Raw genomic sequence first — 24,520 nt, 5'->3', positions numbered from 1 at the left:
CGGGTTTCCGGCCCCTCCCGGAGAACTGGTGGGCCCCGGCAGGCATGGGGTGCGGGATCGCGGGCAGACGGAGTGTCGTCGGGACCGGCGAACGCCAATCACAGGGAGATGCGACCTCATGGGCGCAGTAGCCAAGGCACAGGGCCTATCGCGCACCGCCGTCGCGCCGGGGACGGCGCCGGAAACGGTGCCGGTGCCGGAACTGCCCTGGGTGGAGGACGCCGGCAAGGTCGCCCCGACCGACGCACGGGCGCTGTCGAAGATCTTCTTCGATCAGCTGCAGGTGCTCGAAGAGGGAACGCACGAGTACCAGTACGCGCGGAACACCCTGATCGAGCTGAACATGGCCCTGGTGAAGTTCGCCGCCCGGCGTTTCCGCAACCGGTCGGAGCCCTTCGAGGACATCGTCCAGGTCGGGACCATCGGGCTGATCAAGGCCATCGACCGCTTCGACCTGTCGCGTGAGGTGGAGTTCCCCACCTTCGCGGTGCCGTACATCATCGGTGAGATCAAGCGGTTCTTCCGCGACACGAGCTGGGCCGTCCACGTTCCGCGCCGCCTGCAGGAACTGCGGTTGTCGCTGGCGAAGGCCGTCGACGACCTGTCCGCCCGGCTGGACCGCTCCCCCACCACCGCCGAGCTGGCCGCCCATCTGGACCTGACGACCGAAGAGGTCGTCGACGGCCTGATGGCCAGTAACGGCTACACCGCCGGATCGCTGGACATGCCCGCCTCCGAGGACGACGAGCGGGGCGGCGGCCTCGCCGACCGGATCGGTGATCTCGACCCCGCCATGGCGGGCGTCGAGAACCTGCAGACGCTCAAGCCGCTGGTGGCGCAGCTCAACGAGCGCGACCGCCGCATCCTGCAGATGCGCTTCGGTGACGAGCTGACGCAGGCCCAGATCGGCGCCGAGCTCGGCGTCTCGCAGATGCACGTCTCCCGGCTGCTCAGCTCCGTGCTGGCCCGGCTGCGCGCGGGCATGCTCGCCGACTCCTGCTGAACGAGCCGGGTGCCATCCGACGCCTGCCGAACCGGGTGCCATCCGACGCCCGCTGAACCGGGTATCTGCCGGAACGTTTCCTTCCGGGCCGCGTCCGTCAACTCGTCTCCGACACGGCCGGCCGAACTCCTGGCGCCGGCGGCCGGATGCCGCTCTAGAGTGTGCCGATGGGACTCACACACCTCGGCGGGACCGCTGTCGGACGACGCGTCATGTCACTCAGGCCCCGCTCGCGGCGGGCCGCCGCGGTGGCCGCGATCACCGTCTGGGCCGTCACCGGCACCCTGCTCGGGTCGGTACCGGCTCACGGTGCCGCCGCTCCCCCGCCCCGCTTCCCGGTGCCGGTGACGGTCGGGTCCGCCCATCAGGTGATCAGTGTGCAGGCCCACGGTACGTACGCGACCGTCATCGCCTGGCAGCAGACCGGCGCCATCTGGATCAAGCGGTACGAGACCTCAGCGGCGCGGGTGGGCTCGCACGGCATCACCAACGGCGCCACCCGCAAGCAGGGGACGTACACGACACCCACCGGCACCTACACCCTCACCCAGGGCTTCGGCGTCGCCGCCGATCCCGGCACCCGGATGCCGTACCACCGGGTCACCGCGGCGGACTGGTGGGTGGAGGACCCGGACTCGCGTTACTACAACCGCATGCGCCAGGCCGCGCAGGGTGGCTTCCCGCTGACGGAGGCCGGCGACCACGGCAGTGAGCACCTCATCAACTACCCCGTGCAGTACCGCAATGCGCTGGTGATCAACTTCAACACCGGTCCCGCGGTCAAGGGCCGCGGCGCCGGGATCTTCCTGCACGCGCTCGCCCCCAAGGCGGGCCCCACCGCGGGCTGCGTCGCGATTCCGCAGAGCGTCCTCACCAACGTGCTGCGCTGGGCCGACCCGGCGCAGCACCCGGTGATCGCGATCGGCTGACCGACGACCCGGCCCGCCGACCGATCGTGCGAGCGGCCGACCGACGGTTTGCTACTGACAGGTATAGGTCGCTGTCCCCGGGGTAGGAGAGGCGTCAGTGTTCGGGCCCGCGGGCCATCACGGGGGCAGGAGCGACATGATCGGGATCAAACGGCGTACGCCGGCCATGCCGCCGCCGGTGCAGGCCGCCACGCACCACCGGGCCGCGCACTACGACGGCGCGGTCGGCAGTATCGGCGCCGCCCGCCGGCTGACGGCCGACTTCCTGCACCAGCTCGCCGCCGAGTGGTACGCCCCGGTCGGCGCGGAACAGATGCAGGACATCCTGCTGGTGGTCAGTGAGCTGGCCACCAACGCGGAGCGCCACTCCGGCGGCCCCTATCTGGTGGAGCTGGCCGGCGACGCCGAGTCCGTCCACGTCACCGTGTGGGACAGCGGCAGCACCCTGCCGCGGGTCTTCGCCCCCGATCCGCTGCGGATCGGCGGGCACGGCATGGAGATCGTGCTCCGGCTCTGCGACGGCCTGACGATGGAACTCGTACCGGTGGGCAAGCGCGTCAGCGCCCGGTTCGACCTCACGTAGGCCGGCATCCCCTCACCCTGGCGGCGTCACGGCTTCCGGTCGGCACGGACGGGCGATGAGATGTTGCCGCCCCGATCACCCGAGGCGAGGCTGAGCTCGACGTCACCAGGTCTCCGTGAGCGCGGGCGTGACCGCGCCGGGCGTGGTGGGCGGAAGGAGCGAGTCCCATGCGGGTCATGCTGAGGGCGCATCTGGACACCCAGGCCGGGAACGCGGCGTTCAAGAGCGGCAGGCTGGGGCAGGTCATGCAGCAGCTGTCGGAACTCCTCAAGCCCGAGGCGGCCTATTTCGGCCCCAGCGAGGGCGACCGGTCGTGCACCTTCGTCTTCAACATGACGGACAGTTCGCTGCTGCCCTCCATCGCGGAACCGCTCTTCGCCGAACTCGGCGCGAGGATCGAGATCCAGCCGGTGATGAACGGCGAGGACCTGCAGAAGGGCCTTGCCGCGGTACAGCAGGGCTGAACACCGGCACCAGCAGGGCAGAACACCCGGGCGGCCGCCCGGCTCCGGTCCGCCCGGTGCTCGGAGGAGCGGGTGGCCGGAGCGGAGAGTGTTCGCGCCGCCGCGCCTACTGCCCGCGGCGGCGCCGGTAGTAGGAGATCGTGACCACGCCGAGCAGCGGACCCCACAGCAGCAGGGGCGCGTAACAGGCGTCCATCACCACGAGTGCGGGTCCTGTCGGCGCGCCTTCCGCGCCGCCGAAGCCCTTCGCGTTGGGGATCGACAGCAGCATCAGGGTGATCGCGCCGAGCGCGGCCGGGATCACCGCCGCGAGCGGCGGGACCCGCCGGCCTCCGACGACCGGGATCCAGCGCGGGACCGTCTCGCCCCAGGGCCTGACCAGTCCCAGGGTGAGCAGCGTCAGTCCCTCGATGCCCAGGCCCATCGCGACGCACACGACGCTGAACCAGCCGGGGGCTCCCAGGCCGGTGGTGTCGAAGCCCACCGGGACGCCGAGCCCCATCGTGATCCGCCATGTCCCGGACGGGACGGCGGTGAGCGCGGCGGTATGCGCGGCGCCGACCGCCCATCGGGCGGGAAGCGGGCTGCGGCGGACGACTGCGGGAATCTCGTGAGCGACCATGTGACCAGGCTGTCCCGGCGAGCGCCGCACCGGATCATGCCCGGGGACGGGCCCCGTCCCCCGCGCGGGGGACGGGCGCCTCGTACCCGGAGTCAGGCGGAGGGGCTGGCGGTTCCGGTGGGAGCACCGGAGGGGCGCTGCGGGAGGAGGACCCGGCAGGTCCGGTAGGCCTGGGCCGTCTTGGGGTCCGAGGTGTTGAAGCCGCGCGCGCCGCCGCTGCCGGGGGACGCGGAGGGCAGCACGACGCCGTGGTCCTTCAGACAGCTGGTGAAGGCCTTCATCGCGGTGCTGTCGCCGCCGAAACCGCCCCGGTTCCCGCCCTGGCCGCCGGTCTTCGGTCGCAGCGACGCGCAGGCCTGCATCGCCTGCTGGCGGGCCGGATCCGCGGAGGCGCCGCCACCGCCGAAACCACCGAAACCGCCACCGGGCCGGCGGCTGCCCCCGCCGGCTCCCGGCGTGCCGTCGCCGCCACCCGGCCGCGCGCTGCCGCTCGGCCGCGTCGGCAGGGTGACACCGTGCTGCGCGAGGCACTGGCGGTAGGCGTCCATCTGGGCCGCCCCGGACGCCGACCCGGAGGCGGACGGCTTGGCCGCGGCGCCCGGAGCGGCCGTCGAGGAGGAACACGCGGCGAGCAGCAGGACGCCGGAGGCGAGAACGGCGGCCGCCGCGGCGGCCCGGAGAGCAGGTCGCGTAGTGGACGGCCGGGCGGTGGACGGCCCGTCGGTGGTCCAGGTCATGGCCGTTGTCTCCTCGGAGCGTTGGACGGGTCAGCGGTCTGCGACGTCAGGTGGGGCGCGGGTCGGGGACCCGCGCTGCCGGCGGCCCATGACTGAACCGCACGCAGGTGGGGGCTGCCAGGGGACTGGCTGTGAGTTCCCTGGCAGTCGGCGTCGTGGCGGGGCCCGGGGAGCGCGGATCGGGGTCCGTTCGGTGGGCTGTCGTCCCAATAGCGCGGTATACGGCCGTTCGGGCTCCCAGGGAACTCCCAGACTTCTCCCAGGAATTCAAAGGTGCGGACGGCCAGGATGTGCCGCCATGAAGGTGCTCCCACGACGGCGCAGGGCCGTCCTGATCAACTCGGCGCTCGGCGTTGTGGTCCTCGCGGGTGCCGGTGGCGCCTATGCGACGGTGAACAGCGGCAGCGACACCCCCGCACGGGCCGGTACGCGGGCGGTGACGGTCGCCAAGGGCACGGTGCTGGCGACGGTCTCCGGTTCCGGGTCGCTCACCTCGCCCAGTGACGCCGGGGTGAACTTCACCACCGGCGGCCAGCTCACCGAGGTCGACGTCAAACCCGGCGACAAGATAGCCAAGGGCAAGGTGCTCGCCAAGGTGGACTCGACAGCGGCCAAGGAGGCGCTCGCCCAGGACCAGGCGTCGCTGACCGCGGCGCAGGCCAACCTCACCAAGGTGGAGGAGGGCCAGCCGAGTTCCACGACGACGGGTTCCGGCGGCGGGTCGTCCAACAGCTCGTCCGGCGGCTCGGGCCGTTCCCAGGGCAACGCGACGCCGACGCCGACCCCCACCCCGACGCCCACCGTCGATCCGGCCCAGCTCGCACAGGCCCAGGCCCAGCTCACCCAGGCGCAGAACACCGTGGACGCGGCGCAGCGCGCGGTCGACGGAACGGTGCTGAGGTCTCCGGTCGACGGCACCGTGGCCTCGGTGTCCGGCAAGACCGGGCAGTCGGTGTCCGGCACGGGCAGCTCCACGGCGGGCGGCTCGTCCGGCGGCTCCGGTTCCGGGTCGGGATCCGGCTCGGCGAGCAGTGGCTCCACCGGCTCCTCGACCACGCCCACCGGCTTCGTCGTGCTCACCAATCCGACCGGTATGCAGGTGACGGCCAACTTCTCGGAGTCCGACACCCTCAAGCTGAAGCCCGGCCAGACGGCCACGGTCACCCTGAACGCCGAGTCCGGAACCGTGCTCAACGCCAAGGTGCTCTCGGTCAGTTCGCTGCCCGTGAGCAGCGGATCGGGCTCGAGCGGCGGCAGCGGTTCGGGAAGCGCCGTGCAGTACGCGGCGACCCTCGCCATCACCAGCCCGACCGAGGGCCTGCGCACCGGACTCAGCGCCACCATCCAGGTCGTGACGAGCGAGGCCTCCGGGGCGCTGTACGTGCCGACCGCGGCGGTGTCCGGCACCGGCGCGAACCGCACGGTGACGGTGGTCAGGCCCGACGGCAGCACCCAGCAGACGAGCGTGACGGTCGGCGTGGAGGGCGACACCGAGGACCAGATCGCCTCCGGCCTCACCGAGGGCCAGCAGGTCCAGATCACCACCGTGTCCTCGTCCGGGACGAGCGGTTTTCCGAGCGGCGCCTTCCCCGGCGGTCTCGGCGGTGCCGGGCGGACCCGCACCGGCGGCGCCGGCGGTGGCGGTACCGGTGGCGGCGGGACCCGCACCGGCGGCGGAGGTGGCCGCGGATGACCCCGGCCCTGGGGCTGCGGCTGCGCCGCCGCGAGGCGGCGGCGAGCGGGCCCGACCCACGTGCGGACGGCCCCTGGGGGCCCGCGCCGGTGATCGAGGTGCGGTCGCTGCTCAAGACGTACGGGCACGGCGACGCGGTCGTGCGCGCGCTCGGCGGCCCGCCGGACCCGGACAGCGGCAGGGCGCCCGGCGTCGACCTGGTGGTGCGACAGGGCGACATGGTGGCCGTGATGGGCAGTTCGGGGTCGGGCAAGTCGACGCTGATGAACATCCTCGGCTGTCTGGACGTGCCCACCTCCGGCCGGTACCTGCTGGACGGGATCGATGTGGGCGGACTGGACGAGCACCAGCTCTCACTGGTCCGCAACCGCAAGATCGGATTCGTCTTCCAGTCCTTCAACCTGGTGCCGCGCACGTCCGCGCTCGCGCAGGTGGAACTGCCGTTGGCCTACGCCGGGGTGAAGACGGCCGAGCGGCGCCGCCGCGCGGTGGCGGCCCTGGAGCTGGTGGGACTCGCCGACCGGATGGACCACCGTCCCAATGAGCTGTCCGGCGGGCAGCAGCAGCGGGTGGCCGTGGCGCGAGCGCTGGTCACGGCGCCGGCGATGCTGCTGGCGGACGAGCCCACCGGAAACCTGGACAGCCACAGCACCGAGGAGGTGCTCGCCATCGTCGACCGGCTCAACGCCTCGGGGCGCACCGTCGTGCTGATCACTCACGAGGACGAGGTCGCCCGGCACGCCAAGCGCGTGCTGCGGCTGGTCGACGGCCAGGTCGTGGAGGACGTACGGCAGGCGCCGGCGGACGGTCCGCCGCCCGCGCTGCGGGATCCCGCCGCCTTCGCGGCCGCCTCCCCGCACGCACCGCACCCCTCGCCTTCCTCGCAGGCGCTGACCGGTGGAGGCAGCCGGTGAACCCGTTCGAGACGCTGCGCTTCGCCTTCGGCGGACTCGCGGCGAACAAGGTGCGGTCCGCGCTGACCATGCTCGGGGTGCTGATCGGGGTGGCCGCGGTCATCCTGCTGCTCGCGGTGGGCAACGGATCTTCCCAGGCGGTGAAGGACTCCATCGAGAAGCTGGGCACCAACTCCCTGACCATCTCCTCGGGCGCCGGCTTCGGCGGCGGGCGCTCCTCGTCGACCGTGAAACCGCTGACGGTCGCCGACGCCAAGGCACTCGCCGACCCCGCCCAGGCACCCAGCATCCAGGCCGTCGCGCCGGAGGTCACCACCTCCCAGACGGCGCTGTACCAGGGCACCTCGCACACGGTCGGCCAGGTCGTGGGCACCTATCCGGCGTACTTCGAAGCCTCGAACAGCAAGGTCGTCAAGGGCGACTACTTCAGTGCCGACGACGTGCTCAACTCCCGCAAGGTGGCGGTGATCGGTGCCACCACGGCGACCGACCTGTTCGGGACCGCCAGCCCGATCGGCCGGTCGGTGGTGCTCGGCGGCACCCCGTTCACCGTGGTCGGTGAGCTGGCGGCCAAGGGCGGCACCGGTTTCCAGGACCCGGACGACGTCGTGGTCGCCCCGCTGACGACCGTGCAGAACGCGTTCACCGGCTTCGGCTCGCTGAACCAGATCCTGGTCGAGGCGAAGTCGGCCGACGCCACGACCCCGGCACAGAACGAGATCACCGCCGTACTGATGGGGCAGCACGGCCTCAAGGACCCGTCGGCGCTCGACTTCCGGGTGAGCAGCCAGGAGTCGCTGCTGACCACCCAGGCGTCGACCAACAAGACCTTCACGGTGCTGCTGGGTGCGGTGGCCGCGATCTCGCTGCTGGTCGGCGGGATCGGCATCACCAACATCATGCTGGTGACGGTGACCGAGCGGACCCGGGAGATCGGGATCCGCAAGGCGATCGGCGCCCCGCGGGGCGTCATCCTGGGGCAGTTCCTGGCCGAGTCGACACTGCTGTCGCTCGTCGGCGGCGGGCTCGGGGTGGCGGTGGGGCTCATCGGCTCCCACTTCACGATCGTCGGCATCAAACCGGTGGTCATCCCGGAGTCGGTCGTCGGCGCGTTCGCCATCGCCGTGGCGATCGGACTGTTCTTCGGCAGCTACCCGGCCAACCGCGCCGCGAGCCTGCGGCCCATCGAGGCCCTGCGGCACGAGTGAGACGGCGGGGGACGACGCCCCGGCGTCGCACTCCCCCGCTCGCTCGCCCCACCTCGATCATTCCCCCTCGACAGCACGGACAGGAGAAGCGGACATGGCCCGACGCCGCACCGATCTCGTGAAGGCCGACGCCCAGGATCCGGCGCCGTCCGACACCTACACCGGGTACGACCCCGGCTTCAGCGACCCGGACGGCACCACCCGTCTGCCGGTGGTCCCCGGCACCTCGGCAGCGGAGCCCCACGTCTTCGGGGAGCCCGGCCGGGCGGAGCTCCTGGAGAGCCCCGGCGGCCGGCCGGCGGCCCGGCCCGAGGACATCCTCGCCGAGCCGCCGGACGCCCGGGACATCTCGGCGGAGCTCAACGCCCCGCCCCGGCGGAGCCTGCCCTGGCTGACGCTGCTGCTCTCCGGCGGCGTGGTGGCCGCGGCGGCCTTCACCGGCGGCGCGCTGGTCGAGAAGAACCACGTCCAGAACAACCCTGCCGCGGCGGGACGCAGCGGCTTCAACGCCGGGGCGGGCGCCGCCACCGGCCGTACCGGGACCGGCGGCGGCCGTACCTTCGGCGGCGGCCAGGCAGGCGGCCAGACCGGAGGTCAGGGCGGAGCCGGTGGTACCGGCGGCCCGGCGGCGGGCGGCGGTCTGACGATCGGCACGGTGAAGCTCGTCGACGGCAGCACGATCTACGTCACCGACGCCCAGGGCAACATCGTCAAGGTCACCACCGCGGGCTCCACCAAGGTCACCGAGGCCAAGAGCGGCAAGGTGTCCGACCTGCAGCCCGGCCAGACCGTGACGGTACGCGGCAGCCAGAACGCCACCGGCGACATCGCCGCGACCACCGTCACCGAGGGCGGCGCGAGCGGCGGCGGCTTCGGGGCGGGCCGGGGCTGATTCCGTCCTTACGCCCGGAAGGCGTACGGTGCATCGGCCCACCCCGCACGACCGGAACCGCAGAACCGTACGCATCGCACGAGGGGCCGAGAGTCCATGGACACACCTGAAGCCAGCCTGCTGGTCGTCGACGACGAGCCCAACATCCGGGAGCTGCTCTCGGCTTCGCTGCGCTTCGTCGGGTTCAAGGTGGTCTCCGCAGCCTCCGGTGCGGACGCCCTGGCGGCCGTCGCCCGCGAGCGGCCGGACCTGGTGGTGCTCGATGTGATGCTGCCCGACATGACCGGATTCGCCGTCGTGCGCCGGCTGCGCGAGGAGTCGGGCCCGTACGCCAGGACCGCGTCGGGACCCGACCGTCTCCCGGTGCTCTTCCTCACCGCCAAGGACGGGGTGGAGGACAAGATCAGCGGGCTGACGGCGGGCGGCGACGACTACGTCACCAAGCCGTTCAGCCTGGAGGAGCTGATCGCGCGGATCCGCGCGATCCTGCGCCGCACCGGCGGCCCCACCGACGACGGGCGCCTGGTGGCGGGCGATCTGGAACTCGACCCGGTGGGCCACCAGGTGCTGCGAGCGGGCCGGCCGGTCTCGCTCTCCCCCACCGAGTTCAAGCTGCTCGCCTATCTCATGACGAACGCCGACCGCGTGGTGTCGAAGATCCAGATTCTCGACCACGTCTGGGCCTACGACTTCGGCGGCGACCTGAGCATCGTCGAGTCGTACATCTCGTACGTGCGCCGCAAGGTGGACTCCGGGGCGGACGGCGCACCCAAGCTCATCCACACCGTGCGCGGCATCGGTTACGTGCTGCGCCGCCCGCAGGGCTGAGCCGGAATGCGTGCGCGCGCCCGCTTCACGAAGGCGGTCCGGCGGCTGGCCGTGCTGCGGCCGTCCGCGCTGTCCCTGCGCTCCCGGCTGGTGCTGCTCTCCGTGGCGCTGGTCGCGCTCGGGCTGACGGTCAGCGACACGGTCGTGCTCGGCTCGGTCCGGGGGCGGCTGGTGCAGCGGGTCGACCAGCAGCTCGGGCGCTACGGCGAGACCGTGGCCCGCCGGCTGGGCGCCGAGGGCACTCCCCAGCCGCGTTATGGGCACGCCGGAAACACCCGCTCCTGGCTGCCCAGCCAGTACGTCGTCGCCTTCGCGGCGGCCGACGGCAAGGTCTCCGAGCAGTTCCGGCTGCCGGTGGCCGCCGGCGACCCGCGCCCGCTGTGGCCGGTGATGGACGCCGCCGCGCTCCGGGCGCACCTGGGCAAACCCTTCGACATCCCCAGCGACCACGGCGGCGGCAACTGGCGGGTGCTCATCGTGCCGGTGACCGGCGCCGCGCAGAACGGTGCCGCGACCTCCGCCTCCGGCGCGCTGCCGTCCGGCGTGGTCGTGGCGGCCTCGCTGGACGAGGTCTCCTCGACCGTCGACCATCTGAGCGACGCCTTCCTGCTGATCGGCGGGGTCGTGGTGGCGCTGCTCGGACTGGCGGGCTGGTTCGCGGTGCGCGCGGGGCTGCGTCCGCTGCGCCGTATCGAGGCGACCGCCGCCGAGATCGCCGCGGGGCGGCCGCTCTCGCACCGGATGCCCGCGGCCTCCCCGCGCACCGAGGCGGGGCGGCTGTCGAGTGCCCTCAACGGCATGCTGGCCCAGATCGAGTCGGCCTTCGCGGTCCGCGCCCGGTCCGAGGAGCAGATGCGGCGCTTCGTCGCCGACGCCAGCCATGAACTGCGCACACCACTGGCCGGTATCCGCGGTTTCGCGGAGCTCTACCGGATGGGCGCGCTGCCGGACGAGGCGGACGTCAAGCGCACCATGGCGCGCATCGAGAGCGAGGCGGTGCGGCTCGGGGGCCTGGTCGAGGACCTGCTGACGCTCGTCCGGATGAACGAACAGCGTCCCGTCCAGCTCGCCCCGATGGACCTGCGCACCCTGGCGGTCGACGCGCTGCACGACACCACGGCGCTCGACCCGACCCGCTCCGTCTCCCTGACCGGGCCCGGCGGCGCGGGGACGCCCCCCGGCGCCGCGCTGGTGCTGGGCGACGAGGCGCGGCTGCGCCAGGTCGTCGCCAACCTCGTCGGGAACGCCGTCGCCCACACCCCGCCGGGCACCGCGGTCCGGATCGGAGTGGGCACCGTCGGCACCGACGGCGTCATCGAAGTCGCCGACTCGGGACCCGGGCTGACGCCCGAGCAGGCGGCTCGGGTCTTCGAGCGCTTCTACCGCGTGGACGCCTCCCGCAGCCGCCAGGACGGCGGCGGCGCCGGGCTGGGCCTCGCGATCGCCTCGGCGCTGGTGTCGGCCCATCACGGTGAGGTGGAACTGGTGACCTCCCCCGGCGGGGGCGCCGTCTTCCGGGTGCTGCTGCCCTCTGCCGCGGAGCTGTGAGGGCAGCAGCACCCGGAAGACGACCGGCCTGCGGCAGCCGGTCTCCCGCTCCTGCTCCTGCTCCTGCTCCTGCTGGCTATTGGACGTCGAACTCGTTGCCCTCCGGGTCGGCCATGGTGACGTGGCTTCCCCCCGGCTCGGACACGACGTTCAGGACGGTGGCGCCGAGCCCTTCCAGCCGCTTGACCTCCGCCTCGCGGGCCTCCGCACCGACGTGCAGGTCGATGTGCAGCCGGTTCTTGCCCTGCTTGGGCTCCGGGACGCCCTGGAAGAGCACCCGCCGGTTCAGGCCCATGCCGGTGGCGGCATCGAACGGGTCGTCCGGGTGGCGCACGGCTGCCAGCGTCGACCAGCCCCGGCGCCCTTCGGTCTCGCTCAGATCGGCCTCGCCGATCGCGCCGACGCCCAGCAGCCGCTCGATGAGCGCGGTGTGGTCCTCGACCTCGTAGCCCAGCGCCTGTGCCCAGAAACCGGCGAGCCGGTGCGGGTCGGCGCAGTCGATGACGAGTTTCCAGTGCAAGGCCATACGTTCCTCCTTGAATGGGCGGACCGGCACCTGTCCGGTCCTGCTTCGATGTAACCAGTTATGGGATGCAGTGACCGGGCGACGGGCTCACCCTGACCCGGCTGCGGCATCGGGAGACTGCCAGGCGGCGGCGCAGAGCGAGTTCTCCGCCGCCTCGGCGTACAGGGCGGCGCCCAGCCACGCGCGGGCGAAGTGGGTCGTGTCGGCGGGGAGCAGCCGGCCGAAGGGGTCGCGGGCGCGTTCGGTGGCGGCCTGTTGCAGTGCGGCCAGGAGGTCGGCGGCGGTGGGGAGCGCGGAACGGCGCAGGCGGTGGGCGTCGGACGACAGCGATCCGGGCACGGCGAGAAAGCGGCGCCCTGCCGCGACGGCCTGTTCGAGCCGCCGGTGCAGGAGATGGAGCGGGGCCTGGTCCAGCGGTTCGCCTGCCGGGCCGGGCCCGGCCGGTGGTGGCAGGGCGGGGAGATCGGCGCGCTGGAGGCGGTCCAGGCCCATGTCGACGCGGCGTTCGGGGTCGGCGGGGTGCGCGATCGCCAGCAGGTGCAACCGGGGCTGCGGCGCCGGAACGAGACGGCCGACGATCCGCAGCCGGGCGCCGGGGAGCGCCGCCAGCATCCGGAGGTTGTCCCGGTGGGCCAGTGCGGGGTGGTCATGGGCCGCGGTGAGCCGGAGCGTCAGCTCGTCGCACGCGGCGAGGAGGCAGTCCCCGCCGGTCTCGCGGGCGGCGCACAGGATCGTGACGTCGAGGAAGAGCAGGTCGGCGCCCGCGTGTGTGGTCTCCGCACCGGGGGCGCGGGCGCGGAGGGCACGGGCGACCTGTTCGGCGGCCGGTACCGCCCACAGGGCCTCGAGGGGTTCCGCCGTCCAGGCGGCTCCCGCCGCCCGCACCGCCTTGACCGCCGCACCCGCACCGAGCCGGCCGGTCGGCGAGACCGTGGCCCCCGACAGGGCGAGCCCGGCACGGGACAGCTCCCGGTGGGTGAGGGCGGTGTCGCCGAGCCGCACGGTGCGGTCGGCCGCCGCGGCGGCCCGGCCGGGGCCGCCGGGTGCGATGTCCGAGACGGTGTAGAGCCGGCCGTCGGCGGCCGCGGCCCAGGTGGTGGCTCCGGCGTAACCGCCCGCGGTGATCAGCGGTTCGGTGAACAGCCCGTACAGCCGCAGGGATCCGTCGGGCACATAGGCCTGTCGGGCGGTGCCGCGAAGGGCTGCCAGTTCGGAGTCTCCTGCGTCGGGCAACCGGTGGGCGGTGGCGAGCAGTTCACGGACGGCCGCGGTCAGGTCCCCCAGTCGGTGTGCCGGGTCGGCGGAGCGCGCGGCGCGCAGTCCGTTGACGACCGAGACGGCCGCCGCGGCCGGTCGGGGCAGCCCACCGAGCCGGGCCGCGTGGGCCGCCCGCAGCAACTCGGCCTGCAGGACGGCCCCGGCACCTTCGATACCCGCGTCGAGAACGGCGGCCCCGGCGGCCCACAGAGCGCCGGCGGCCGCCCGCTGGTCGGGCGTCGGAACGTCCTCGGAAACGCCTTCTGGGGCCGGAGCGGCCTCGCTGTCCGCGTTCGCGGCCGTGTTCGCGTCCGCGTCCGCGTCGTTGGGTGAAGGCGCTGGTTCGTCGTCGGCCACGGGCGCCGCGGACGCGACGGCCGCGCGGTGCAGGCAGTCCGGCGCGAGCAGACAGCCACAGCGGATCGCGTCCGAGGTGGTCACCACTCCGGCGGGGGCGTGGAGTTCCAGACTGATCTCGTCGTCGACCGCGATCCGTACAGTGTCGCCGTCACGGACGGCGGGCCTGGCGGCGATCTTGACCGCGGCGGCGTCGAGGCGTTTGCGCAGCCGGGGCGAGAGGGCGCCGACGATCTCGGCGGTCACGGCGGGTGCGACGGCGGGGAGGTCCTGGCTCATGCGATCTTCTCCCCTACCCAGCGGGCGAGTTCGAGCGGGCTGAGGGCGGCGACCGGCATGCCGGCGGCGACGAGCTGGCCGGCGACACCGGTCGAGTACCGGGGACGTCCGGCGTCGTCCAGACTCGCGCAGCCCAGCACATGACAGCCGGCCCCGACGAGGGAACGGACCTCGGAGAGCAGCCCACCGAGGGGATAGCCCTCCTCGAAGTCGCTGATCACGACGACGAGGGTGCGGGACGGCACGGTCACCAGCGTGCGCGCGTGCCGCAGTCCCGCGGCGATGTGGGTGCCGCCGCCGACGCGGACCTCGAGGAGCAGCGAGAGGGGGTCGTGCACCTGGTCGGTGAGGTCGATGACCTCGGTGGAGAAGGCCAGGAAGTGGGTGGACAGGGTGGGTACCCCGGCGAGCACCGCGGCCGTGAGGGCCGACCAGATGGTGGAGGACTCCATCGAGCCCGACACGTCGGTGACCAGGACCAGCCGCCAGTCGGCGGCGCGCCGCGCGCGGGAGCGGAAGACCGGCCGTTCGGGGATGACCTGGACGCTGCCGTCAGGTGCCCGGCGCGCGGTCGCGAGGTTGGCGCGCAGGGTGCGCGCCAGATCGAGCCGTCCGCCGGGGCGCCGGCTGGGGCGGGGCAGCGTCATGCCGGTCATGGCGGGCCGCAGTCGGGTGGCGAGCTGCCGGGTGAGTTCCTCGACGAGCCGGCGCACCAGCGGACGGAGTGCGCCGAGCCGGGCCTCGGGCAGTCCGCCGGCGTGCTGGAGAACCGTCTTCAGCAGGTCCACGGAGGGCCGGACGCTGCCGGGGTCGAGTTCGGTCAGTACATCGCGGCGCCCGGACGCGGCGGCCGCCGCGAGCACTTCCTCGCGGATGCCGGGACCGAACAGCGCGGCCAGTTCCTCGGACCACTCCCGGACACCCGGGTACGGGGCCTGGCGGCCACCGCGGTTGCCCCCGCCGCCGGTGAGATCACCGCGCGAGCCCTCGCCACGGCCGCTGCCGTACAGCTCGTCCAGGGCGGTGGCCAACGGCAGCGCGGACGGCGGCAGTTGGTCGGTCCGGCGGCCGAGCACCAGCCGCCATCGGTCGGCCGGTGCCAGGATCCGCTCCTCCGCGGCCGGCAGCGGCGGTGACTCGGCGGCCGGTGCCGTCAGGTCCGCCGCCCCGGCCGGATCACCGGCCGCAGCCGGTTCGGTGGCGGGCAGCAGACCCAACGGGCCCAGCGTCTCCCGGGCGGTGAGATCGGCCCGGGTCCACCGCGCCAGCGCGGCCGGGTCGATGCCGTCCATGTCGGTGATGTGGCCGACGTCGTCCCCGAGTCGTGCCTCCACGGTCGTCAGCAACCGGTCGCGGGCGGCCGGGCTGAGGGTGTCGAAGCCGCCGCGCAGCGCGGGCAAACGGTCCAGGAAAGAGCTGTCGCCGAGGTCCGTGATCCGGCCCAGCAGCGGGTCGAGGACGGGTGCCATGGTCTCCAGGAGCGGGCCGGCGGCGGTGAGCAGGCCGGTGAGGCGGGCGGTCAGGGCGGCCCGGGAGCCGGCGTCCGCGGCGGCGTCGACCCAGGACGCGGCGCGGGTGCCGAAGGCGTCCGCGTCCTCGTGTCCGAGCAGGACGCGTACGGCTCCGGCCGCGGCGGACATGAGCGGTGAGCCGTCGGCGGCCAGCCGGGTGAGGGAGTCGGTGAGACGGATGCCACCGAGGGCGTCCGCGCGGTGGGCGAGTTCGAGCAGCGCACGGGCGTCCGCCGGATCGTCGGAACCGGTGAGGCCGTCGACCTGTCGGACCGCGGCGGCGGTCAGCAGTTCGTTGACCGCCGTGGCCCGCTCACCGCGGTCCGCGTCCACGCTGAGTCCGGCGACATGGCCGGCTCTGATGCGGTCCAGCAGCGCGAGGGCGGTGAGCAGTTGGGGCAGTGTGCCGGTGGCGGGCACACCCTGGCCCAGCTCCTCGAGCCGTTCGTCCGCCAGCCCGGGCAGGCCGCACGAGGCCGCCTCCGCCAGACCGTCGATGGTCTGCTCTGCGGTGGGGCCGCCCGCGTCGTGTTCTGCGCGGCGGCGTTCGCGCAGCAGGCCTTCGGCGGCCTGGCCCGGGGTGACGCCGCGGACCCCGGCGGCGGCCAGCATGGCGGCGGTGGCCGGCGTCCAGCGCACCTCCCACCGGGTGGTGACGGCGTCGCTGCCGCCCGCACCCGTCACTGCCGTGGCCGAGGCGTACGGGATGCCGCACACCGTGAGGCGGCGCAGCAGCAGTTCGCGGCGGCGGTCGAGGTCCGAACGCAGCGGGTCCAGCCGCAGATCGCGGGCGGCGGCCGTCCCCGGGTCGCCGGGGCCCGGCAGGCCCAGGCGGGCGACCTCCTCCTCGACGGCCGGTGCCAGACCGCTGCGCGGCGCGTCCGGGGCGGGCCGGCCGGAGCGGGTGCCGACCAGCACTCGCTCCAGCGCTCGGGCGACAGCACGCCCCCGCCCGAGGGGCTCGCCCTGGGTGAGCACCGTCTGCACGGCCTCGATGAGCTCCCCTCGGCCGGGCGCGGGCAGACCGCGCAGCCGGGCGAGGTCGCCCGCCAGCCGCACGATCTCGCGGGCGTCCGCCGGACCCGACGGGTGGTCCTGCGCGCGCAGTTCGGCGCAGATCCGCACCGCGGTCCCGAGGAGTGCCTCGTCGATCGCCGCCGGGCTGCCCGCCGCCCGCAGGACGAGGTGCTGCCATTCGGGATCGCGGATGCCGGCCGGATAGCCCGACCGCTCGTCCAGCAGCGGGTAGGTGTACGGAATGAGCGACACCGTCCACGGCGGGCTGTCGGAGGACGTGTCGGCCGGCGGGACCGGGTCGGTGTCCGGGCTCAGCAGCGCCGGGGTGTGGAAGGCACCGACGATGACCGCGGCCCGGCGGCCGGCGGCCCGGACCTCGTCGATCCTGGCTCGCATCCACCGCTCCCGGGCCAGGTCCGACACCTCGACTCCCCCGCCCCGTTCGGCGTCGTGCCGCAGCGCCCAGCCGGTGAGCAGGGCGGCGCGGCGCAGCGCCTCGGGTGTGGAGCCGGGTGCGGCGGTCTCGACGAGGCGGTCCCAGAGATCCTCTCCGGGACGCCCGGTGAGCCGGGCGTTCAGCGCGTCACGCAGCCCCGGTCCCTCGCCGCCGGAGCTGCCCCGGGCGGCGGGCGGGCGGCGCTCGTGCCAGGCCGGGTCGGACAGCGGCAGGTCGCAGGCGATGACCGGGACGCCGTGGGCGGCGGCCCAGCGCAGGGCGGCGAGTTCGGGAGAGAAGTCGGCGAACGGGTAGAAGGCGGGGCCGCGCCCGTCTCCGCCCGCGGGGACGGCGGCCAGCGCGACCGGGGCCAGGGTGTCGGCATGAGCGAGCCAGGGCAGCCAGTCCTGCAGGTCGGCGGGCAGCTCGACGAGCAGCACCTCCGGCCTGGCGGCGTCCAGCAGTTCCGGCATGACGGCGGCGAGCGACGGCGCGTGATGGCGGACGCCGATGAGGTACGGGGCGGTGGGACCGGTCAGGGCCGCCACCGCCTCATCCGGCGTCATGGACGGCGTCATGGACTGCTTCATGGACCGTGTGATGGGCGGAACGGTCATGGCGTCAGCTCTCCAGGACCGAGCGCAGGTCCCACAGCGTGCGCCAGGTCGCGGAGCCCTGCTCGGCCCGGCGGCGCACCGCGCCGTCCCAGTACCCCAGCAACCGGGCGGCGTCCGCCGGATCGTCCTTGCGGACGACGCCGAGCAGATGGCCCGGGAGCAGGGACAGCACGTCACGGTCGCCGGGGAAGTACGCGGCGGCCAGGGCGAGGGAACCGGCCACCGACACGGCTTCCGCGGTACTCATCACCGTGGAGGGGCGTTCGACCTCCCAGCCCTCGGCCGACCGCCCGTCCCGCAGATCGCGGAAGGCCGTCACGAGGGCTTCGAGGATCGCGTCGTCCACCTGGAAGGGGGCGCCCGCCCGCGTGACGGCCGCGTGGGCCTGGCGGCGCACGAGGGCGGTCTCGGCGTCGAGGTCGCCGATGGGTCCGACGGTCTCGAAGTTGAAGCGCCGCTTGAGGGCGGCGGACATCTCGGAGACGCCCTTGTCACGGAGGTTGGCGGTCGCGATGAGCGTGAAGCCGGGGGCGGCGTGCGCGAGGGCGTCCTCCCCGCCGGCCAGTTCCGGGACGGCGATGCGGCGTTCGGACAGCAGCGAGACCAGTGCGTCCTGGACCTCCGGCAGGCAGCGGGTGATCTCCTCGACCCGGGCGACGGCGCCGCGGGTCATGGCGGTGAGCACCGGGGACGGCACCAAGGCCTGCCGGGTGGGGCCCTGGGCCAGCAGCAGCGCGTAGTTCCAGCCGTACTTGAGCTGGTCCTCGGTGGTGCCCGCGGTGCCCTGCACCACCAGGCCGCTGGTGCCGCACACGGCGGCCGAGAGCAGCTCGGAGAGCATGGACTTGGCGGTGCCGGGCTCGCCGACGAGCAGCAGCCCGCGCTCTCCGGCGAGGGTGACGACGCAGCGTTCCACCAGGGCGCGGTCGCCGACGAACTTCTGCTCGACGACCAGCCGGCGCGGCACCCCTTCAGGCGCCGCGGCGGCCTCCGGCAGCTGCAGGGCCTCGCCGTTGCTGCCCATCACGAAGGTGACGACGGTGCGCGGGGTCAGCCGCCAGGAGGGCGGGCGGGGGCCGCTGTCGTAGGCGGCGAGGAAGGCCAGTTCGGTGGCGTGGCGGTCCTCGGGCGGGCTGACCTGGCGGTCCGGCGCTGCGGAGGATGCGGTCTCGGTGCGGATGTCGGTGGTCATCGACGGCGGCCCTTCCGGGTGGCACGGGTGGTGAGTTCTTCGAAGGCGGGGGCGTCGCCGTCCTGCACGCGCCCCCAGGCGCGGGCGAACAGCGCGGGCACCGGCAGCAGCGGTACGGCCCGTACGTGGTCGCGCAGCGGGTAGAGCCCTTCCTTCCAGATCTCCACCGGCAGAGCGGACGACTTGAAGTCGTGCCAGCCGCAGGGCAGGAACAGGGTCCGGCCCGCGCGGGACCGCTTGGCCTCCAGGACCAGGTCGGTGGCGGCGAGTTCGGCCCGCGCCTTCTTCAGCCGGGCGGGCTTCCAGCCGGTCCAGCGGGCGCAGTCGCGGTCCGTCGGGTCGGGCAGGGCCAGCAACTGCAGGTAGATCGCGGCCGCGTCCTCGCTCAGCGCGTGGGCGGCGGCCACCTCAGTGACCAGTTCCGGCACCGATCGGGTGGGGTCCTGCGCGTGTCCGGTGAAGTCGTCGGGCCCGGTTCCGGCGTTGACGGCCTGCTCCAGGTCGCTGCCGAACAGCGCCCGTACCGAGGCGAGGGTACTGATCCGCCCGGAGCCGAGAAGTCCTTCGAGCAGTCCGAAGACGGGATCGTCGGCGCCGGTGATGCCTGCCGTGCGCACCAGGGTCATCTCGTTGTCGCCGTACCAGGGGCGCAGCACGAGGCTGTCCCCGACGCGGGTGAGACCGTCGGGTCCCGCTCCGCCGGTGGCGGGCAGGCCGTAGGCCGTGCGCAGTGCCGCGGCGGTCGGGGTGCCCTTCTCGGTCCACTCCACGTCCAGGTCGAGAACGAGTCCGGGGTCGGTCAGACGGCGGCGAACAGCGGCGAGTCCGGCGGGCAGATGGGCGCGCAGCGGATGTCCGTACGGCAGTCCGTAGGCGAGCCCGCTGAGCGCGGCGACGGCGCCGGTGAGGTCTCCCCGGCCGGGCAGGGCCGACGGGTCGTCGGGGACGAGGTTGCCGTCCTTGTCGCGCCGCATGGTGGTGGTGCGGCTCAGCCACGCGGTCCGCGCGGGGTTGAGGACCGCCTCCGCAGCTTCCGTGCCGACGCCGTGCAGCACGTCCGCCAGATCCTCCGGCAGCCGGATCAGCGATCCCAGGCGCTCGGCCCAGACCCGGGCCGCCGCCTCGATGTCCGGTCCCGTCGCCCACAGTTCGGCCGGGTCGGCCGGCAGCAGTGCGTCCAGCAGCGCCAGCCGGTCGGCGCGGCCGAGCGAGTTCAGCCGGTGGTCGGCCCGTTCCGCCTGACGGGTCTTGAGGCCGAGCAGGGAGAGCCCGGCCGTCTCCGTCCCGCCGGTGCCCGCCGCGACCAGCAGGGCCGCCTGGGCGGGCCCGATGCCGGTGGCGGCGTCGAGCGCGACGGCCGTTTCGGGCCGCCACGGGACGGCGCCCCGCTCCCGGACGAGGCGGATCAGCGGCAGCAGACGCTCGTGCGGGAACGCCGGGTCGTGACGCTGCTCCTCGTGGAGGGTGAAGTCGGCGATCCGGCCGAACGTCCCCTCCGGGTCGTGGTCGAGGGCGAGCCAGTGCACACGGCCGTTGCCCCGGTTGACGTTCTGCCGGCCGAGGATCACCACGGTGCGGCCACCTCGGCGCAGCACCTGGCCGACCCGTTCCCGCTCGGTGCCCTCCTCGCACAGGACGACCTCGCGCAGGGCACCCGAGGGGTCCGCGAGGGGGCCGGTGGCGACCGCTTCGAGAAGGGTCAGCAGTGCCTCCCGGTGCTCGGCGGAGGTGCTCGGGGAAGCCGCGCGGTAGGCGAGATGCCGCAGTCTGTTCAGGAAGGGCAGCCAGACCAGCCCGACGGCGGGGACCGTGTGGGCCTCGCCGGTCCAGCCGTCGCCGAGGGCCGGCAGCGGGGTGGGTTCGGTCAGCGGCTTGCCGTCGGCGGGCTTCCCCGACAGGACGTGATTGACCGACAGGATCTGCTGGAGGGCGGTCCACTCCTCGCCCTGTCCCCAGCGCATGTAGCCGCCGGGTGTGGCGATACCGGCGGTGGCGGCCCGCAGGGTCGTGTCGTCGCCGTGTGCGGGGCGGTGCTGGGCGTACATGCCCTCGGTCCGCGGTGTCTTCGGCTGCTCGGGCTGCACGGGTGCGACGAACGAGGCGGTGGCGACCACATGGTTGACGGCCGCCCGCACGATCGCAGTCACTCCCGTGAGCAGCCGCGGGTCGGACAGCGCGGGAAGTGCCGCGGCGACAGCCGTCCGAGCCACCTCGTCCGCGGACGGGCCGGTGTACTTCTCCTGTCCCGCGGCCGCGGCGCGGCGCTCCGCCAGGGCGGTGATCGCCGCGCTGAGCAGGGACGCGATGTCCGCGTCGGTGACCGCGCGCAGGGCGGCCGAGCCCTGCTCGTCGCGCGGGCGCAGGGCGTGCCAGAACGCCGGCGGCGGAACGTATCCGGTGCCTGCCGCGTACTCGCCGCCCTGTTCGGAGACGGAGACGGAGCCCAGCACACCGGCCTCGACGGATGTGGCGTCCGCCGGGTGGAGCTGGATCGTGGTGCCGACCAGGGCGGCGACGGGGCCTGCTCCGCCCGGCAGCCGCAGGACGCCCAGCGGTACGGGGTGGCGGTTCCGGCCCGGGGCCACCGGGAGGGTGACGGTGCGCCCGTCGGGTGTGCCGGCGGTGACCCGCCGCTCGTGGTCGCGGCCCTCGGTACGTACCCAGCGGCCCAGGACGGTGCCGTCGGTGCCGAACGGGGTGCTCTCCAGGCCGGGGAGCAACGGCAGGACCTCGCAGTCCTCGGGCGAGAGCCGGGCGTCCTCCCGGATCCCGGACTGCAGGAAGGCGGGCAGCGAGGCGCGTCCGTGCGTGCCGCCGGCCGGGTCGTACTCGACCCAGATGTGCTCGCGGCCCTGCTTGCCCTGGCGCCAGTGTCCGGTCCCGTCGCCCAGCACGGGCCGGGAGGACGGCAGGGTCGTGTCACCGGCGTGCAGGGTCCGGCCGCCGGTGGCGCGGCCGCCTCCGGGCAACGGCAGCGACGGGGAGCCGGCCAGCTGGGCGTTCCACCAGTACGGCAGCTGTTCGCCGCCGAGCGTGAACACCTCGGTGGGGCGGGCCGACCAGTAGGCGCGCTGCTTGCCGTCCTCCTGCCAGATGACGAGCAGTTCGCCGTCCGTGTAGCGGAAGTGCGGGCGCCGCCACTGGTCGAGGTCGGCCGGGAGGCGCAGTTCGTGTTCCAGCACCACCCCTTCGGGTCCGACGACGACGGCCCGGTGCCGGTTCGCGACGATGAGCGCGGGCCACGCCTCGGCGACGACGATCCAGTGGTTCTGGTCGGCCTGACCGGTGTTGAGCTGTTGGTAGGCCTCCTCCAGGGCCGGCCAGCCCAGTTCGTCCACGATGCCCGCGCGCAGGGTGGCGGCGAGGATCGGGGCCAGGTCGTGTCCGGCGACCCGGGCGACGGCCGCGGCGTTGACCTGGGCGGCCACCGGGCGGAACGGTGCGATCCGGCTGAGCGCCGCGCGCGAGCCGGGCAGTCCGGTCGCTCCGGTGAACTCCGCGGCGCGGTCGCGAAGCCAGTCGTGGAGCACCGAGCTCAGGACCGGGTGGCCGGCGATCGCCTCGAGCACGGAGGTCCCCGCCCGGTGACCGTTGAGGCCGCTCAGGGCGTCGTACAGCAGCTCGCGGAACCGGGGGCGGTCCGCGACGGCGGTCAGATCACGGCGGCCGGGCACCTGGTCGCTGAGCCAGCCCTCCAGCGGGAGATGGACCGGGGCGCCGGGGGCCGGTTCGGTGAGCGGAATGCCCCAGGTCAGGCAGCCGTCGAGCAGGTCGAGGTCGGCGCCCGCGTGCCAGCGCCCCTGGAAGAGGTCGACCGGACGTCCGTCGAGGCGCAGCCGGTCGGCCATCCGCTCCACGAGCGCGAGCGTGGCCGGGCACCGCTGGGAGCTGGACGAACCGTGCTTGCGGTGCAGGGCCCAGCGGCTGAGCCAGTCCGCCGGATCGGCGCCCGCGGTGCCGGTCTCCTCGGTGAGCAGGGTGTCGGCGCCCGTCTCGGCGAGCAGCGCGAGCCAGGACTCGTCGGCGGACCGGCCGCTCCCGAGGCCGGTCGGCATGATCTCCAGCAGCCGGGCGCGGACGGCGGGTTCAGCACCGGCGAGCACCACGAGGGTGGCGCGGTAGGCGGTCCAGAACGAGGCGGGCGCGCGGACGATGCTGGGTGAGGCGAGCAGATCGGCGACGAACGCCGACTCCGAGGTCACCCGGTCGAGACCCGCGGCCTTGATGAGCCCGCGGGCGTCCTGCGGCAGGGCGGCGTACGGCGGCATTCCGGCGGCGCACCGTTCGACGGCGAGCTGGCGGAACTGCGCCCAGGCCTCCGCCGGGTCGAGCCGCCGGGAGAGGTCCTGCACATGGTCCTTGAGTGCCTTGACGGTCAGCGCGCCGGCGAAGGCGAACTCCAGGAAGACCGCCCGCTGCCGGTCCTCGTCGACCGCGAGGCCGTGGACGCGCTCGGCGGCACGTGCCTTGCCGAAGAGCGTCGCGGCGTAGGTGCTGTTGTCGTGCTGGAGGAAGACCCGGGCGGCCTGCTCGTAGAAGGTCGGCAGGAAGTGCGGCACGGCCCGGCCGAGCCGGGTGGCGAGCGCTTCGAAGCCGTCCTTCGCCGCGCCGGCACGCGACTTGGCCTGGCGGGCGAGCCGCTCCATGTCCTTGACGAGGGCGAGGGCGTGGTGGCCGTTGGCCGGGTCGTTGACCAGCGCCCAGGCGGGGAAGCCCAGCGTCTCCCGGCGGACCTGTCCCACCTCGGGGGCGTCGGGTTCGCGGACGAGCCCGAGGAAGTCCAGTGCCAGGTCCTCGGCCTCGCCGAGAGTGCCCGCCACCAGGCGCACCACGCGCCGGTCGTCGAGCGCCGGGTGCGTGTAGGTGCGGGCGGTGAGCGCGTCGGCGTCGTCACGGGTGACGGTGCCGGGGCGCAGGATCGCGCCGGCGTCGAGCAGCGCCGCGGCCCGGGTGATGTCGTCGGTCTTCATGCCGCCTGCTCCTCGTCCTCGATGTCGCGTCCCGCGTACAGGGCGGCCGCCATGCGCATGCCTTCCGACCAGGCGACCGGGCCGATCTGGCCGGCCGTCAACGCCCGTCCCGCGCCGTCGGTCCAGGTCAGCGAGCCGGTCTCGGTCTGCTCGTAGCTCTCGTAGTCGCCGATCCAGATCCGCGCCTCCACGGTTCTGCCGTCCTCGACCACCGGGCAGACCGCCTGGCCGCCGCGCGCCCGGTAGCCGAGCTGGGTGGCGCGGCCGTGCAGGAACCGCAGTTCCTTGAAGGTGCCGCCCGCGTAGTCGTCGACCGAAGCGGTCTCCGCGTCCAGACCGGCCGGGCGGCGCCACACCTCGCGGAAGAGCTGCTGCACCCGCTGGTTCACGGTGAGTTCGACCGCGAACTCGCGGAGTTCTTCGAGGTCCTCCAGCAGCACGGGGTGCGGTATGCGGACCAGCTCGGGGCTGATGCGCACGGTGTCACCGTCCAGGTCCACCAGGCCGAGGCCGCGGACGGGGTCGGCGTCCCGCAGGAACCCGGCGACGTCGCCGTTCTCCCCCATGACGACGAGGTCGCGCAGGGCCGACTGCCAGGCGGTGTCCTGCCAGACCTGGGCGACGGCGGCGACCGGGACGGGCAGCGAGCGCACCATCCACCGCTCCACGTCGGCGACGCACTGCCGTTCGTGCCGGTCCAGCCACTCCACCAGCTGGCGCAGCCCGACCACGGCCGGATCGTCGGCCAGCTTCGGCGGTACCGTCTTCAGCCGGCGCCCCGCCGCGTTGCGGCAGACCACTTTCCCATCGTCGAGGGCGACTTCGTAGTCGCCGGCCGGAACCCACCCCATGTGCTGTCTCCTTGGTCAGACGGCCTGTTCCGGGGCATGGCACACCTAGGGCACACCGCATGCCACACCCCCGGTCGCAGCGCCGC

Annotated in this window: 18 protein-coding genes; 10 read left to right on the top strand and 8 right to left on the bottom strand. The window is 73.9% G+C overall.

The window, feature by feature from the left end:
- The first annotated feature begins 118 nt into the window (after positions 1-118).
- From LNW73_RS31140 to LNW73_RS31125, 4 genes are all read left to right on the top strand, one after another.
- A complete protein-coding gene (locus LNW73_RS31140; RefSeq protein WP_250992227.1) occupies positions 119-1,003 on the top strand; it encodes an RNA polymerase sigma factor SigF in 885 nt (294 codons plus the stop codon).
- Positions 1,004-1,170: 167 nt separating this feature from the next.
- Positions 1,171-1,932, top strand: a complete 762-nt coding sequence (locus LNW73_RS31135; protein ID WP_250992226.1) for a L,D-transpeptidase family protein — start codon at positions 1,171-1,173, stop codon at positions 1,930-1,932.
- A gap of 136 nt (positions 1,933-2,068) precedes the next feature.
- A complete protein-coding gene (locus LNW73_RS31130) occupies positions 2,069-2,515 on the top strand; it encodes an ATP-binding protein (protein ID WP_250974344.1) in 447 nt (148 codons plus the stop codon).
- Positions 2,516-2,682: 167 nt separating this feature from the next.
- The gene (locus LNW73_RS31125; RefSeq protein WP_250974345.1) at positions 2,683-2,979 is read left to right on the top strand and encodes a hypothetical protein; all 297 of its coding nucleotides are present in this window, start codon (positions 2,683-2,685) and stop codon (positions 2,977-2,979) included.
- 106 nt (positions 2,980-3,085) lie between these two features.
- On the opposite strand, the gene LNW73_RS31120 is transcribed toward LNW73_RS31125, so the two are convergent.
- Together LNW73_RS31120 and LNW73_RS36095 are read right to left on the bottom strand one after the other, a co-directional pair.
- Positions 3,086-3,601 carry a hypothetical protein gene (locus tag LNW73_RS31120; RefSeq protein ID WP_250992225.1) on the bottom strand — a complete coding sequence of 172 codons (516 nt, stop codon included), beginning with the start codon at positions 3,599-3,601 and terminating at the stop codon, positions 3,086-3,088.
- A 92-nt stretch (positions 3,602-3,693) separates the two neighbouring features.
- Positions 3,694-4,338 carry a hypothetical protein gene (locus LNW73_RS36095; RefSeq protein ID WP_285391886.1) on the bottom strand — a complete coding sequence of 215 codons (645 nt, stop codon included), beginning with the start codon at positions 4,336-4,338 and terminating at the stop codon, positions 3,694-3,696.
- 298 nt (positions 4,339-4,636) lie between these two features.
- On the opposite strand from LNW73_RS36095, the gene LNW73_RS31105 reads away from it, so the two are divergent.
- The 6 genes from LNW73_RS31105 (at position 4,637) to LNW73_RS31080 (ending at position 11,421) form a co-directional block, all read left to right on the top strand.
- The gene (locus tag LNW73_RS31105; RefSeq protein WP_250992223.1) at positions 4,637-6,031 is read left to right on the top strand and encodes an efflux RND transporter periplasmic adaptor subunit; all 1,395 of its coding nucleotides are present in this window, start codon (positions 4,637-4,639) and stop codon (positions 6,029-6,031) included.
- On the top strand, positions 6,028-6,945 hold the full coding sequence (locus tag LNW73_RS31100) for an ABC transporter ATP-binding protein (RefSeq protein WP_250974349.1): 918 nt from the start codon (positions 6,028-6,030) through the stop codon (positions 6,943-6,945). The genes LNW73_RS31105 and LNW73_RS31100 overlap by 4 nt, the downstream gene beginning before the upstream one ends.
- Entirely contained in the window at positions 6,942-8,153 is a 1,212-nt protein-coding gene (locus tag LNW73_RS31095) for an ABC transporter permease (protein ID WP_250992222.1), read from the top strand. The genes LNW73_RS31100 and LNW73_RS31095 overlap by 4 nt, the downstream gene beginning before the upstream one ends.
- Positions 8,154-8,247: 94 nt before the next feature.
- A complete protein-coding gene (locus LNW73_RS31090; protein ID WP_250992221.1) occupies positions 8,248-9,045 on the top strand; it encodes a DUF5666 domain-containing protein in 798 nt (265 codons plus the stop codon).
- Between the two features lie 96 nt (positions 9,046-9,141).
- Positions 9,142-9,873, top strand: coding sequence for a response regulator transcription factor (locus tag LNW73_RS31085; protein ID WP_250992220.1), 732 nt, complete (start codon positions 9,142-9,144; stop codon positions 9,871-9,873).
- A 6-nt stretch (positions 9,874-9,879) separates the two neighbouring features.
- Positions 9,880-11,421 (top strand): sensor histidine kinase, encoded by a 1,542-nt coding sequence (locus tag LNW73_RS31080; protein ID WP_250992219.1) that lies wholly within the window; start codon positions 9,880-9,882, stop codon positions 11,419-11,421.
- A gap of 76 nt (positions 11,422-11,497) precedes the next feature.
- Here the strand turns inward: LNW73_RS31080 and LNW73_RS31075 are convergent, their stop codons facing one another.
- From LNW73_RS31075 to LNW73_RS31050, 6 genes are all read right to left on the bottom strand, one after another.
- Positions 11,498-11,947 carry a VOC family protein gene (locus LNW73_RS31075; protein ID WP_250992218.1) on the bottom strand — a complete coding sequence of 150 codons (450 nt, stop codon included), beginning with the start codon at positions 11,945-11,947 and terminating at the stop codon, positions 11,498-11,500.
- An 87-nt stretch (positions 11,948-12,034) separates the two neighbouring features.
- Complete coding sequence (locus tag LNW73_RS31070) at positions 12,035-13,840, bottom strand: hypothetical protein (protein ID WP_250992217.1); 1,806 nt, start codon at positions 13,838-13,840, stop codon at positions 12,035-12,037.
- Complete coding sequence (locus LNW73_RS31065) at positions 13,837-17,370, bottom strand: vWA domain-containing protein (protein ID WP_250992216.1); 3,534 nt, start codon at positions 17,368-17,370, stop codon at positions 13,837-13,839. Before LNW73_RS31065 ends, LNW73_RS31070 begins: the two co-directional genes overlap by 4 nt.
- Positions 17,371-17,425: 55 nt before the next feature.
- On the bottom strand, positions 17,426-18,613 hold the full coding sequence (locus LNW73_RS31060; RefSeq protein ID WP_250992215.1) for an ATP-binding protein: 1,188 nt from the start codon (positions 18,611-18,613) through the stop codon (positions 17,426-17,428).
- Complete coding sequence (locus LNW73_RS31055; RefSeq protein ID WP_250992214.1) at positions 18,610-23,583, bottom strand: hypothetical protein; 4,974 nt, start codon at positions 23,581-23,583, stop codon at positions 18,610-18,612. The genes LNW73_RS31060 and LNW73_RS31055 overlap by 4 nt, the downstream gene beginning before the upstream one ends.
- Positions 23,580-24,434 (bottom strand): DUF4132 domain-containing protein, encoded by an 855-nt coding sequence (locus LNW73_RS31050; RefSeq protein ID WP_250992213.1) that lies wholly within the window; start codon positions 24,432-24,434, stop codon positions 23,580-23,582. Before LNW73_RS31050 ends, LNW73_RS31055 begins: the two co-directional genes overlap by 4 nt.
- Positions 24,435-24,520: the final 86 nt, after the last annotated feature.

The organism is Streptomyces sp. RKAG337 (assembly GCF_023701715.1).
Lineage (GTDB): Bacteria > Actinomycetota > Actinomycetes > Streptomycetales > Streptomycetaceae > Actinacidiphila.
This window is presented reverse-complemented; position numbering and strand designations above follow the sequence as displayed.

What these genes read in the sequence shown, in the direction of transcription:
- LNW73_RS31130 (WP_250974344.1), top strand. Translation starts at nt 2,069, where the DNA reads ATGATCGGGATCAAACGGCGTACGCCGGCCATGCCGCCGCCGGTGCAG.
- LNW73_RS31120 (WP_250992225.1), bottom strand. Translation starts at nt 3,601, where the DNA reads ATGGTCGCTCACGAGATTCCCGCAGTCGTCCGCCGCAGCCCGCTTCCC.
- LNW73_RS36095 (WP_285391886.1), bottom strand. Translation starts at nt 4,338, where the DNA reads ATGACCTGGACCACCGACGGGCCGTCCACCGCCCGGCCGTCCACTACG.
- LNW73_RS31140 (WP_250992227.1), top strand. Translation starts at nt 119, where the DNA reads ATGGGCGCAGTAGCCAAGGCACAGGGCCTATCGCGCACCGCCGTCGCG.
- LNW73_RS31125 (WP_250974345.1), top strand. Translation starts at nt 2,683, where the DNA reads ATGCGGGTCATGCTGAGGGCGCATCTGGACACCCAGGCCGGGAACGCG.
- LNW73_RS31055 (WP_250992214.1), bottom strand. Translation starts at nt 23,583, where the DNA reads ATGAAGACCGACGACATCACCCGGGCCGCGGCGCTGCTCGACGCCGGC.
- LNW73_RS31135 (WP_250992226.1), top strand. Translation starts at nt 1,171, where the DNA reads ATGGGACTCACACACCTCGGCGGGACCGCTGTCGGACGACGCGTCATG.
- LNW73_RS31080 (WP_250992219.1), top strand. Translation starts at nt 9,880, where the DNA reads ATGCGTGCGCGCGCCCGCTTCACGAAGGCGGTCCGGCGGCTGGCCGTG.
- LNW73_RS31065 (WP_250992216.1), bottom strand. Translation starts at nt 17,370, where the DNA reads ATGACGCCGGATGAGGCGGTGGCGGCCCTGACCGGTCCCACCGCCCCG.
- LNW73_RS31075 (WP_250992218.1), bottom strand. Translation starts at nt 11,947, where the DNA reads ATGGCCTTGCACTGGAAACTCGTCATCGACTGCGCCGACCCGCACCGG.
- LNW73_RS31105 (WP_250992223.1), top strand. Translation starts at nt 4,637, where the DNA reads ATGAAGGTGCTCCCACGACGGCGCAGGGCCGTCCTGATCAACTCGGCG.
- LNW73_RS31060 (WP_250992215.1), bottom strand. Translation starts at nt 18,613, where the DNA reads ATGACCACCGACATCCGCACCGAGACCGCATCCTCCGCAGCGCCGGAC.
- LNW73_RS31090 (WP_250992221.1), top strand. Translation starts at nt 8,248, where the DNA reads ATGGCCCGACGCCGCACCGATCTCGTGAAGGCCGACGCCCAGGATCCG.
- LNW73_RS31070 (WP_250992217.1), bottom strand. Translation starts at nt 13,840, where the DNA reads ATGAGCCAGGACCTCCCCGCCGTCGCACCCGCCGTGACCGCCGAGATC.
- LNW73_RS31100 (WP_250974349.1), top strand. Translation starts at nt 6,028, where the DNA reads ATGACCCCGGCCCTGGGGCTGCGGCTGCGCCGCCGCGAGGCGGCGGCG.
- LNW73_RS31085 (WP_250992220.1), top strand. Translation starts at nt 9,142, where the DNA reads ATGGACACACCTGAAGCCAGCCTGCTGGTCGTCGACGACGAGCCCAAC.
- LNW73_RS31050 (WP_250992213.1), bottom strand. Translation starts at nt 24,434, where the DNA reads ATGGGGTGGGTTCCGGCCGGCGACTACGAAGTCGCCCTCGACGATGGG.